This window comes from Rhizobium sp. UFLA01-1127 (assembly GCF_059803845.1).
The window spans coordinates 1-11,988 of record NZ_JAUQTZ010000013.1; the positions used below are offsets into that span (position 1 = coordinate 1).

At 62.0% G+C, this 11,988-nt stretch carries 9 protein-coding genes and 1 pseudogene; all 10 read left to right on the plus strand.

Annotated features, from left to right (window positions below; translation table 11 throughout):
* A pseudogene (gene purU / locus Q4Q11_RS05025) lies at positions 1-189 on the plus strand (formyltetrahydrofolate deformylase); the annotation flags it as partial.
* Between the two features lie 99 nt (positions 190-288).
* Positions 289-840 carry a hypothetical protein gene (locus Q4Q11_RS05030; RefSeq protein ID WP_113216447.1) on the plus strand — a complete coding sequence of 184 codons (552 nt, stop codon included), beginning with the start codon at positions 289-291 and terminating at the stop codon, positions 838-840.
* A 248-nt stretch (positions 841-1,088) separates the two neighbouring features.
* Positions 1,089-4,016: an aminotransferase gene (locus Q4Q11_RS05035; RefSeq protein WP_498568831.1), complete on the plus strand. Its 2,928-nt coding sequence runs from the start codon at positions 1,089-1,091 to the stop codon at positions 4,014-4,016.
* A gap of 513 nt (positions 4,017-4,529) precedes the next feature.
* Positions 4,530-4,724 carry a hypothetical protein gene (locus tag Q4Q11_RS05040; RefSeq protein ID WP_112511403.1) on the plus strand — a complete coding sequence of 65 codons (195 nt, stop codon included), beginning with the start codon at positions 4,530-4,532 and terminating at the stop codon, positions 4,722-4,724.
* A gap of 314 nt (positions 4,725-5,038) precedes the next feature.
* Positions 5,039-6,037 (plus strand): P1 family peptidase, encoded by a 999-nt coding sequence (locus Q4Q11_RS05045; RefSeq protein WP_498568832.1) that lies wholly within the window; start codon positions 5,039-5,041, stop codon positions 6,035-6,037.
* Positions 6,038-6,052: 15 nt separating this feature from the next.
* The gene (locus tag Q4Q11_RS05050) at positions 6,053-6,970 is read left to right on the plus strand and encodes a LysR family transcriptional regulator (protein WP_498568833.1); all 918 of its coding nucleotides are present in this window, start codon (positions 6,053-6,055) and stop codon (positions 6,968-6,970) included.
* A 157-nt stretch (positions 6,971-7,127) separates the two neighbouring features.
* Positions 7,128-8,657, plus strand: a complete 1,530-nt coding sequence (locus Q4Q11_RS05055; protein ID WP_498568834.1) for an ABC transporter substrate-binding protein — start codon at positions 7,128-7,130, stop codon at positions 8,655-8,657.
* Positions 8,658-8,747: 90 nt separating this feature from the next.
* Complete coding sequence (locus Q4Q11_RS05060; RefSeq protein ID WP_498568835.1) at positions 8,748-9,701, plus strand: ABC transporter permease; 954 nt, start codon at positions 8,748-8,750, stop codon at positions 9,699-9,701.
* Positions 9,698-10,564 (plus strand): ABC transporter permease, encoded by an 867-nt coding sequence (locus Q4Q11_RS05065; protein ID WP_113336906.1) that lies wholly within the window; start codon positions 9,698-9,700, stop codon positions 10,562-10,564. Before Q4Q11_RS05060 ends, Q4Q11_RS05065 begins: the two co-directional genes overlap by 4 nt.
* 23 nt (positions 10,565-10,587) lie before the next feature.
* The gene (locus Q4Q11_RS05070) at positions 10,588-11,979 is read left to right on the plus strand and encodes an amidase (protein WP_498568836.1); all 1,392 of its coding nucleotides are present in this window, start codon (positions 10,588-10,590) and stop codon (positions 11,977-11,979) included.
* Positions 11,980-11,988 lie beyond the last annotated feature (9 nt).

The following is an 11,988-nucleotide window of genomic DNA, read 5'->3' on the forward strand; positions in this document are numbered from 1 at the left end:
CAGGACACGGCGCGCATCACGCATGCGCAGTCGGCCGACGACTATGTCTCGATCGGCCGCGATGTGGAGAGCCAGGTGCTGGCACGCGCCATCCATGCGCATATTCATTTCCGCACCTTCCTCAACGGCAACCGCACCGTCGTCTTCCCGGCAAGCCCCGGCTCCTACGCTTCAGAACGCATGGGGTGAGAGGCATCCGCGCGATTTCGGCCGGCTCCCTTTTCTTTTCGCTCCGAAGCGCGATTTGATATTACCCCTATCGAATCCTTCGGAGATCAAGGAGAGGACATGTCATTCCACCGCCATGGAACGCTGCTGCTCGCGGCGTTCCTTCTCTGGGCGCCGGCATCCCATGCGGAGACCGCCGAAGAGGATCCCTCCAGGATCAATCTCGCCAAGCTGATCGAATGCACGACCTACGACGTGCCAAGCTACAACAATTTCGCCCTGTGGCTGACCGGACCGGAAAGCGCCAAGGCCATGAAACTCTTTGGCATCAGCGAACTGCCATCGGCCAATCCCTTCCTGCGGGAATTCCAGCTTTCGAAGCCTGTGACCGTCTTCGGACGGCAGACGAGCCAGATCGCCTTCGCCTCCACGGGGCCGCTTGCCGTGCTCGACGAAGTCGATCCGCATCCGCTGGCCAAGCAGCTCGGCGTGGCAGCTTCGGTCGACCAGCCGAACAAATTCCTCGCTGAAAAGGTAATCCTGTCGCGCAAGGACCAGCAGGAAAATTCAGATACCGTGCTGGAAACGCGCATCTCGCTCAGCGTCTCCACCGTCGATACTCATCCAGGCAAGACGCTCGCCGGCTGCAGCTATTCCATCGAGATCGAATAGGTTCCTACGGCCGGCCGGCTGCATTCCGTAGCCCATCTTCGTCCCCATCGCTCGACAACCCCTATCTGCTTTAGGTAATTTTCTTTAGGATGGAATGGTTTAGAGCATGATGCCGAAAAGTGTGATCGGTTTTCGGACGACATCGTGCTCTAGTTCTTTAATTCTGGGCCGGATTCAGATTTTAGACCGTTTCGACCTAAAATCATCCGGCTCCAATGTCGATGCAAATGAACCATCCGGGGGATGCCATGGCCGACGTCGCGTTCGTGAACCGTATGCAACTGCCGAGACCGGAGGTAACGCCGGAGGAGGCAGCCGAAATCCTGCAGACGCATTACGGTCTTAGCGGGACGCTGACCGAGCTCGGCAGCCAGCAGGACCGCAACTACCGCATCGACGCCGGCGACAATGCCTATGTGCTGAAAATATGCCACGCGGAATACGAGCTGGTCGAACTCGAGGCGCAGAATGCCGCCATCCGCCACCTGCATACAAAGCCGGATGCACCGCGCGTGCCCGATGTCGTGCCCTCGCTGAACGGCCGCGATATTCTCGCCATCACCGTCCGCGAACAGGATTATCTCGTCCGGCTGCTCGGCTTTCTCCCCGGCCGGACGCTGACGCGATGCAAGCATCTGCCGCCGGCTGCGGCCGCCGGTCTCGGCGCGCTTTCGGCCAGGCTTGCCCGCGATCTCGCCGATTTCGATCATCCCGGCCTGCACCGGAGCCTGCAATGGGATCTGCGCCGCGCAGGACCGGTCGCCGTACAGCTCCTGTCGGCCATATCAGACCATGAGGCACGCGACCGCATCGCCAAGGCGATGGTCGCCGCCGTCAAGCGCATCCAGCCGCTTGCGGGCGCCCTGCGCGTGCAGCCGGTGCATCACGACGTTACCGACGACAATGTCGTCAGCCATCCCGATGCGCATGGACAGCTCGTGCCCGACGGCGTCATCGATTTCGGCGACATCATCCAGGGCTGGCTGGTGGGCGATCTCGCCGTCACCTGCGCGTCGCTGCTGCATCATGCGGACGGCAATCCCTTTTACATCCTTCCGGCCATCAGGGCCTATCATGCGATCTATCCGCTGCAGGAAGCCGAGGCCAAGGCGCTATGGCCACTGATCGTGGCGCGCGCCGTCATCCTTGCGGCCAGCTCCGAACAGCAGCTCGCCATCGATCCCGATAACGACTATGTGCGCGGCAACCTCGATTTCGAACGCGAAATCTTCGATGTCGCTACCGAGGCACAGCCAGATGTGATGGAGGCGGCGATCCTACGCACTATCGGCTTCGATGCCCGTCCGATCGCGACCGAAAACTGGTCGCCGCTGCTGCCCGACATCGATCCTTCGCAGATCGCCGCAGTCGATCTTTCCGTTACCGGGCCTGATTTCATCGACGGCAACTGGCAGAAGCCCGACATGGACTGGCGGTTGCTTGCCCAGACGGCCATAGCATCCGGAGCTGCGGCGACCCGCTACGGCGAATTCCGCCTGTCACTCGCCGCGCCGCTCACCATGGTACTGCCGCAGAACTTCGCCCTTCATTGCGATGTCTGCCTGCCGGCGGGTACTGCGGTCGCCGCTCCTTTTTCCGGCCTGCTGCAACGGCAAGGCCAGCATTTCGTGCTGGCCGGCGAGGAAACGAGCCTGCATCTCGACGGCGTCGAAAGTGCTCTCGAGGATGGAGCGACCATCGAGCAAGGCGCAACGATAGGCACGATCGGCAGCGAAGGCTCGGCGATCGGAGGATTGCGCATCCAGCTTTGCCGTGTACCCAATCTCGTGCCGCCGCTTTTTGCGACCTTGGACCAGGCGGAAGGCTGGTCGGCCGTTTCCCCCTCGCCCGCCGCACTCCTGAACCCGGCATGCGAGGCGGCGCGGCCGGATGCCGCCGCGCTGCTTTCCCTGCGCAACGCGCGCTTCGCCAAGCCGCAGAAGCACTATTACGAGGCTCCGCCGCAGATCGAACGCGGCTGGCGCGAATTTCTGTTCGATACGCAGGGACGCTGCTATCTCGACATGGTCAACAACGTGACGACGCTCGGCCATGCCCACCCGCGTCTGACGGCGGCAATCGCCCAGCAATGGTCGCGGCTCAATACCAACTCCCGCTTTCACTATGCCGCCGTCGCGGAATTCTCCCGGCGGCTGGCAGCGCTGGCGCCGGATGGTCTCGATAGCGTCTTCCTGATCAACAGCGGCTCGGAAGCCAATGATCTGGCGATCCGCCTCGCCTGGGCGCATACGGGCAAGAGGAACATGCTTTGCCTGCTGGAGGCCTATCACGGCTGGACTGTCGCGAGCGACGCGGTCTCAACCTCGATTGCCGACAATCCGCAGGCGCTGACGACCCGGCCAGACTGGGTGCATCCCGTCCTTTCCCCCAATACCTATCGCGGCCCGTTCCGGGGTCCCGATTCAGGCCCGGACTATCTTAGCGACGTCACATCCAAACTGCAGGCCATCGATGAAAAGGAGGATGGGCTTGCCGGTTTCATCGCCGAACCGGTCTATGGCAATGCCGGCGGTATCGCACTTCCGCATGGCTATCTTGCCGGGGTCTATGATGCCGTGAGGCAACGCGGCGGCCTCTGCATCGCCGACGAAGTGCAGGTAGGCTACGGCCGGCTCGGGGAGCATTTCTGGGGCTTCGAAACGCAAGGCGTCGTGCCCGACATCATCACCGTCGCCAAGGGCATGGGCAACGGCCATCCGCTCGGTGCCGTCATTACTCGCCGCGAGATCGCCGAATCGCTGGAAAAGGAAGGTTACTTCTTCTCTTCCGCCGGCGGCAGCCCCGTGAGCTGCGTCGTCGGCCTTACCGTTCTCGATGTCCTTCAGGACGAGAACCTGCAGGAAAACGCCCGTGTCGTCGGCGACCGGCTGAAGGCGGGGCTGATCGCATTGATGGACCGCTTCCCGCTGATCGGCGCCGTGCACGGCACAGGGCTTTATCTCGGTGTGGAATTCGTCCGCGACCGCGAAAGCCTGACGCCTGCCACCGAAGAAACGGCTGCGATCTGCGAGCGCCTGCTCGATCTCGGGGTCATCATGCAGCCCACCGGCGATCACCTGAATGTGTTGAAGATCAAGCCGCCGCTTTGCCTTGCGCCCGAGAGCGCCGATTTCTTCGTCAGAGCCCTGGAAAAGGCGCTTGAAGACGGATTTTGATCCGCCCGGAGAAAACGGTTAACCATTGAGGTGTTTTAGCGGCGTATGAATTTTAATGCGGCAGAGGCATTGTCGAATCTCCCGATCGTTCCTATCTGTGTGACGGTGATCGGCAAGCCGTTCCAACGTGGGAGATTTGCGCGGAAACTTAACATAACCTTCCCCGCAATTGTCCAGCGAAGGAATTTTATTTTCCCGATCGTCGACATTTTGACATCTTTCGGAATATGTTTCTTGAGATGAAGTTGTTATTGTCTACTAATATAATAGACAATAACCCATTGGATCGCGGAGCTCCTCATCGGGGTTCTCACAAGTACAACACCAACTTAGGGACGTGACATGCTGAATATTAAAGCCATCGCTTCGATCCTTAGGTGGTCCGTGCTTGGCAATGACCGCGCGGGCGCGCTCTCCAGCCCGCGCTGTCGAATGTGACGTTCGTCCCCTTACCGGATTCAAACAGTCAATTCGCCATGCCTGCACCGATGCCGGTGCGGAGGGAGTCTATTTATGAAGAAGCAAGTCATCGAATATGCCGGCGTTCCCGTCGGTATCGTCGTTCCAGATCAGGATCGGCTCAAGTTCATCGCTGTGAAATATCACGTCCATGATCTGGACGAGCAGCGTTTCAGAAACGCGGACGAAGTGAAGCTGGCGATCCGCGATCTCCTCTCTCGTCAACAGGCAAAGCCGATCCATGTCTGATGGATCGGTTCGCCCTACTTTTACATTATAAAATCATCCGCCCTCGCCCTTCGACAAGCTCAGGGTGAGGGCTAGTTTTTTTCACGCCGGTTGACAAATGAACCCGTCTCGGCTCTCGAAATCAAACTTTATTGTATTCGAACAAGGGCTATTCCGCCCGCATCGCGAGGCGCGCCGGCTGAAAGCCAGAGCCTCGAACCACGAGAGTCGGTTCCGACAATACTCGCCTTCGACAAACCCATCTTGTCTTTTCACCCTCTTTACGGTCCTATCGTCATGACGACCTCGCGTTGCAAACGGCGAAGGATTTTTCATTGGCTGACCTCCTCTATCTCCTGACGGATATCGAAGGCGTCGCCGTCGGTCACTCCACCGACCTTACGCTCGGCTCCGGCGTCACCGTCATCGTCTTCGACGAACCGGCGGTTGCCTCCTGCAGCGTGCTCGGCGGTGCGCCGGGCGGACGGGATACCGCATTGCTGGACCCTGCAATGACGGTCGGCACCGTGGATGCTCTCGTGCTCTCAGGCGGTTCGGCCTTCGGGCTCGATGCCGCAGGCGGGGTGCAGGCGGGCTTGAGGGAAATGGGCCGCGGCCTCAAGGTCGGCGATGCGCTGGTGCCGATCGTGCCGCAGGCTATCCTGTTCGATCTCATCAACGGCGGCAACAAGGACTGGGGGCTGCATTCGCCCTATCGCGACCTCGGCTATTCGGCCTTCAAGGCGGCAACAAAGGGGCCGTTTGCACTCGGCACGGTCGGCGCCGGTACGGGCGCCACGACGGCGACGGTCAAGGGCGGGCTCGGCTCTGCGAGCGCTATCAGCAGCAGGGGATACATTGTCGCCGCCATCGTCGCCGTCAATGCGCTCGGTTCCGCCACCGTTGGTGACGGTCCGCATTTCTGGGCGGCCCCTTTTGAGGAGAATGGCGAATTCGGCGGTCTTGGCATGCCTCAGACCATCGATTCGCGCCTGCGGCTGAAGGGCACCAACATCACCGCCACGACCATCGGCGCCATCGTCACCGACGCCCAACTGACCAAAGCGGAAGCCCATCGCCTGTCTATCTGCACCCATGACGGCTTTGCCCGCGCGCTGCTGCCAACGCATCTGCCGCTCGACGGCGACACCGTGTTTGCCGCATCCACCGGCAAGCATGCGCGTGACGACATGCCAGGCTTCATGGAGCTTTGCCATCTCGCCACCATCGTCATGGCGCGCGCCATCGCCCGCGGCGTCTATGAGGCGACGGCGCTTCCGGTCGAAGGCAGCCAGCCCGCCTGGCGAGACCGCTTCGCCAAGTCCGTCGTCTAGCCGGAGGCCGCGCACATGCAGATCCGCGCCCTGATCTATTTCGACGAACTGGTCCGCACCAATTCGATGCGCCAGGCGGCCGAAAACCTGAACGTGGCGCCGACGGCCATCAGCCGCCAGATCGAGAACCTCGAATATCACTTCGGCACGCCGCTGGTCGAGCGCAGCGCCCGCGGCATCAAATTGACGGCTGCCGGCGAATTGCTGGCGGAACGCGCCGGACGGACGCTGCGCGAGCTCGATCATGTTCACCAGCTGATCGAAGACCTGAAGGGCCTGCAGCGCGGGACCGTCAGCATCTATGCCAATGGCGCGTCCGTCGCCAGCATCCTTGCTCCGGCGCTGGCCGAGTTCAGTCTGCGCTATCCGCGCCTGCGCTTCGAAGTGACCATTACCAGCGCCCGCAGCGCCATCGAAGCCGTCAAGAATGCCGAGGCCGATGTTGCGGTGACGCTGTTTGCACCGCCGCTCTCCGGCACCCAGGTTCGTCTGCGTTCCGAGTTGATCTACGACGTGATCGCCGCGTCCTCCCATCCGCTTGCCGCCGCCAGCGAGATCACGCTAGACGAAATTGCGTCACACGCGCTTGCCGTCCCCGATCACTCGTTCGGCGCAAGGCAGGCCTTCGACGCGCTGTTCGAACGTGAGGGGCTGAGACTCGATCCCGTCTTTGAGACCGGCTCGCTGGAAATGCAGAAGGAGCTGGTGCTGCGGGGCGCAGCAATTACCATGCTGCCGACGCTGACCGTCCAAAGGGAGATCGAGGCGGGTCAGCTCGTCGCACGGCCCGTTGCGGGCAACAAGGGCGTGCGGACCCCGGTGGAGCTCTGCATCGCGCCCGATCGCCAGCTCTCCTTCGCCGCTGGCAAGCTGCTCGACTTCATCGAGCGCTTCATGCATCAGCAACTTTCCGCCAAGGGGAGGCAGGATTGAACCCAACACTGTAGAACACGAAACCAGTGTAGCGGTTTCGGCTACACCGAGCACACATTTTCGGAATTGTGTGTGCGCCCACGAGATGACACTATTCGAAAAAAGACCGCAAGCCGGAGGGAAGCCGGACATGCGGGCAAAAAGCAAGGGAACCGACATGACCAAGTTTTCACGCCCGAGCCTCGGCGACGTCGCGCGCCGGCTTGCCTATGGCGCCGCAGTTTCTGCCGGCCTGCTGCTGATGGGGCTGACACAGGCCGAGGCCGCGAAGACGACACTCAATCTCGGCATGAGTGTCGAGCCGACAGGCCTCGATCCGACGATCGCCGCGCCTGTCGCAATCGGCCAGGTCACCTGGCAGAATATTTTCGAAGGTCTGGTTGCCATCGACCAAAACGGCAAGATCGTGCCGCAGCTCGCCAAGAGCTGGGAAATCTCTCCCGACGGCCTCACCTATACGTTCAAGCTGCAGACCGGGGTGAAATTCCACGACGGCGAGACTTTCGATTCCGCCGCTGCCAAGTTCACCCTCGATCGGGCGCGCGGCGCCGATTCGGTCAATCCGCAAAAGCGCTTCTTTGCGACCATCGCGTCGATCGACACGCCGGATCCGGAAACGCTGGTGCTGCATCTCTCCTCGCCGACCGGCAGCCTGCTCTATTGGCTCGGCTGGCCGAGCTCGGTCATGGTCGGGCCGAAATCCTCGGCCAACGACAAGACGACGCCTGTCGGCACAGGCCCATTCAAATTCTCCGCCTGGGCCAAGGGCGACCATGTCGACCTGATCAAGAACCCAGACTACTGGAACAAGTCGGTCGACGTGAAGCTCGAGAAGGCGACCTTCCGCTTCATTTCCGATCCGCAGGCAGAGGCTGCGGCGCTGAAAGCCGGCGACCTCGATGCCTTTCCGGAATTCGCCGCACCGGAGCTCATGAATTCCTTCGAGGGCGATCCCAGGCTAATGACCAAGATCGGCAATACCGAGCTCAAGGTCGTGGCGGGCATGAACAACACGCGCAAGCCCTTCGACGACAAGCGCGTGCGTCAGGCGCTGATGATGGCGCTCGATCGCAAGACGATCATCGAAGGCGCATGGTCCGGCTTCGGCACGGCGATCGGCAGCCACTACACGCCGAACGATCCCGGCTACAAGGATTTGACGGGCACGCTCCCCTACGACACCGCCAAGGCCAAGGCACAGCTTGCCGAAGCCGGATATCCAAATGGTTTCACCTTCACCATCAAGACGCCGCAGATGGCCTATGCGCCACGCAGCGCCCAGGTGATGCAGGCGATGTTTGCCGATATCGGCGTGACGATGAACATCGAGCCGACGGAATTTCCGGCGAAATGGGTGCAGGACGTCTTCAGCGGCCGCAACTACGATATGACCATCGTCGCCCATGCCGAGCCGATGGATATCGATATCTACTCGCGCGACCCCTATTACTTCAACTACAAGAACCCTGATTTCAACGAACTGATGAAGAAGATCCAGCTCACCGCCGATCCTGCCGAGCAGAACAAGCTCTACGGAGAAGCGCAGAGCATTCTTGCCGAGGATGTGCCGGCTCTCTTCCTTTTCGTCATGCCGAAGCTCGGCGTCTGGGACAAGAAGCTGAAGGGCCTTTGGGAAAGCGAACCCATCCCCTCGAACGTGCTGACCAACGTCTCTTGGGAAGATTGATATCGTTTCCACGCAACGATGCAGACGGGCGGACCAGAGCCGCCCGTTGTCAATGATCTCGATGCCGGCCAGCTCGGCCACGGACATGTCATGATCGTACTGCTCACCCGCCGGATTTTCGGCCTCATCCTGACGCTGATCGCCGTTTCGCTGCTGGTCTTTTCCGTCATGGCGCTGCTGCCGGGCGATCCGGCCGCCATCACGCTCGGGACATCGGCGACGCCGGAAACGCTGGCAGCACTTCGGCATGACATGGGTCTCGATCAGCCACTGATCGTCCGCTATGGGCAATGGCTTGCCGGTGCACTGACGGGTGATCTCGGCAAATCCTATACCTACGGCGTGCCGGTCGCCGGCCTGATTGCCGAGCGGCTTGCCGTCACCCTGCCGCTTGCGGCACTTGCCATCCTGTTGTCGGTTCTTGTCGCCGTACCGCTCGGCGTTGCGGCAGCGGCAAGACGCGGCGGCTTCTTCGATGTTCTTGCAGCACTGTTCTCACAGATGGGCATTGCCGTGCCGGGCTTCTGGGTTGGCCTGCTGCTGGTGCTTCTGTTCGCCACCTCGCTCGGCTGGATGCCGGCCGGCGGCTTTCCCGGTTGGGGCAATGGGTTATGGTCGGCCCTGAAATCGCTCGTGCTGCCCGCGGTCGCGCTTGCGCTGCCGCAGGCGGCGGTGTTGACGAGGGTCACTCGCTCGGCCGTGCTCGACACGCTGCACGAGGATTTTGCCCGTACGGCGATCGCCAAGGGCCTGTCGCGCAGCCGCGTGCTCTGGGGGCATGTGGTGCCGAATGCGCTGGTTCCGGTGCTCACCATTGTCGGGCTGCAATTCACCTTTCTGGTCGCCGGCGCCGTGCTGATCGAAAACGTCTTCACGCTGCCCGGCCTCGGCCGCCTCGCCTATCAGGCACTCAGCCAGCGTGATGTGATCGTGCTTCAGGATGTCGTGCTGTTCTTTGCCGGCCTCGTCATCGTCGTGAACTTCCTGGTGGATCTCTCCTATCTCGTTATCGATCCCCGGCAGCGGGCGGGAGGTGCGCAATGACGACAGTCGAAGCAAGAGCTGCTGCCCCATCTTCACGCCGGCGTTTTCGGGCATTGCGACGTGCGAATCTCGTGGTCGGCGCCCTCATCATCCTGGCTCTCGTCGCCGTCGCCATCGTCTCGCTGTTCTGGACGCCGGTGCCGCCGGCGAAGATGCAGATCACCCACAAGCTGGAGCCACCTTTCGGTTTCGGGCTTCTCGGCACCGATCAGCTCGGCCATGACGTCCTGTCGATGCTGATGGCAGGCTGCTGGAATTCGCTGTCGATCTCGGTGTCGGCCGTCGCGATCGGCGGGACGATCGGAACGATCATCGGCGTTTCCGCCGCCGCTCAACGCGGCCTGTTCGAGGCGCTCGTCATGCGCGCCTGCGACGTGATCTTCGCCCTGCCGCCGATCCTATCGGCCATGATCCTCGGCGCGTTTCTCGGAACCGGGCGCTCGACGGCCATTATCGCCATCGCCGTCTTCATGGTGCCCGTCTTTGCCCGTGTCGCGCTCGGCTCGGCCTTGCAGGCCTGGAGCCGGGACTATGTGCTGGCGGCGCGCGCCATCGGCAATACCCAGCTTTCCATCACACGACGCCATGTCCTGCCGAACATCATGGGCAGCATCATCGTTCAGGCGACGATCCAGCTTGGTCTTGCAATCCTGACGGAAGCCGGGCTTGCCTTCCTGGGCTTGAGCGTGCCGCCACCCGCACCGACCTGGGGACGGATGCTTGCCGATGCCCAGACCTATTTCCACCTGGCGCCGTGGCTGGCTCTCCTGCCAGGCCTTGCCATCGCGCTCTCCGTCCTCGGCTTCAACCTGCTCGGCGACGGGCTACGCGATCTCCTCGACCCCCGCGAAGCGACCCGCTGATTGAGACATAAAGAGCATAGACCATGACCGAACCGACCGATCTTTCCATTCGTGAACTCAAGCGCAAATTCGCAGAGAAGAGCCTGTCTCCCAGCGAATATTGGCTGGCGCTCGAGCGGCACATCGAGGCGTGGGAGCCGACGATTGCGGCTCTTTATGCCTACGACCCCGAGGATGCGCGCAAGCAGGCCGCCGCCTCGACGGAGCGTTGGGCGAAGGGCGGGCCGCTTGGGGCTTTGGACGGTGTTCCGGTCACGCTGAAGGAGCTGATTGCCACCAAGGGACAGCCGGTGCCGCTCGGCACGGCGGCTGTCGAACTCATCCCTGCTGCCGAGGATGCGCCGATCGCCGCCCGCATGCGCGAGGCCGGCGCCGTGATCTTCGCCAAGACCACCTGCCCGGACTACGGCATGCTGTCATCAGGTCTCTCCAGCTTTCACAAGCTCAGCCGCAATCCATGGGATCCCAGCCAAAATCCCGGTGGCTCCAGCGCCGGTGCGTCGGCGGCGGCCGCTGCCGGCTACGGACCGCTGCATATCGGCACGGATATCGGCGGCTCGATACGCCTGCCGGCAGGGTGGACCGGCATTTTCGGCTTCAAGCCGAGCAATGGCCGCATTCCGATCGATCCCTATTATCTGGGGCGATGCGCCGGACCGATGACGCGCTCGGTCGAGGACGCCGCCTTCTCCATGGCGGCGCTCTCGCGGCCCGACTGGCGCGACAGCACCAGCCTGCCGCCGAACGAGATCGATTGGATAGATCTCGACATAGATGTCCGGGGCATGAAGATCGGTCTGATGCTGGATGCAGGCTGCGGGCTGCCTGTCGAGGATGAGATACGCGATGCGGTCATTGCCGCCGCCAAGCGCTTCGAGGAGGCGGGCGCCATTATTGTCGATGTCGCGCCGGTGCTGACCAGGCAGATGCTCGATGGTCTCGATGCCTTCTGGCGCGCCCGCTTCTGGGGCGACATCATGGCCTTGAGCGAGGAACGCCGCAACAGCATCCTGCGCTATATTTACGGCTGGGCGAAGGGCGGCGCCGATATCAGCGGCGTCGACGCCGTTCGCGGCTTCAACCAGACCTACGAGATGCGCAAGAGCTGCGCCAAACTCTTCTCGGAAGTGGACGCCGTGCTTTCGCCGACCAATCCGATCGTCTCCTATCCCGCCGAATGGGCTTCACCCACCAACGATCCGGCGCGACCTTTCGAGCACATCGCCTTCACCGTTCCGTGGAACATGTCGGAGCAGCCGGCCGCATCGATCAATTGCGGCTTCTCCCGCTCCGGCATGCCGATCGGCATGCAGATCGTCGGCCCGCGCTTCGGCGACATGCTGGTGCTGCGTCTTTCCAAGGCCTTCGAGGACTGGACGGGGGGCGTGACAAACTGGCCGAAGCGGCCGAGCTGATTGATCTCC

Coding starts and splice junctions, on each gene's coding strand:
- Q4Q11_RS05030 (WP_113216447.1), top strand. CDS start 289: ATGTCATTCCACCGCCATGGAACGCTGCTGCTCGCGGCGTTCCTTCTC.
- Q4Q11_RS05035 (WP_498568831.1), top strand. CDS start 1,089: ATGGCCGACGTCGCGTTCGTGAACCGTATGCAACTGCCGAGACCGGAG.
- Q4Q11_RS05040 (WP_112511403.1), top strand. CDS start 4,530: ATGAAGAAGCAAGTCATCGAATATGCCGGCGTTCCCGTCGGTATCGTC.
- Q4Q11_RS05050 (WP_498568833.1), top strand. CDS start 6,053: ATGCAGATCCGCGCCCTGATCTATTTCGACGAACTGGTCCGCACCAAT.
- Q4Q11_RS05055 (WP_498568834.1), top strand. CDS start 7,128: ATGACCAAGTTTTCACGCCCGAGCCTCGGCGACGTCGCGCGCCGGCTT.
- Q4Q11_RS05060 (WP_498568835.1), top strand. CDS start 8,748: ATGATCGTACTGCTCACCCGCCGGATTTTCGGCCTCATCCTGACGCTG.
- Q4Q11_RS05065 (WP_113336906.1), top strand. CDS start 9,698: ATGACGACAGTCGAAGCAAGAGCTGCTGCCCCATCTTCACGCCGGCGT.
- Q4Q11_RS05070 (WP_498568836.1), top strand. CDS start 10,588: ATGACCGAACCGACCGATCTTTCCATTCGTGAACTCAAGCGCAAATTC.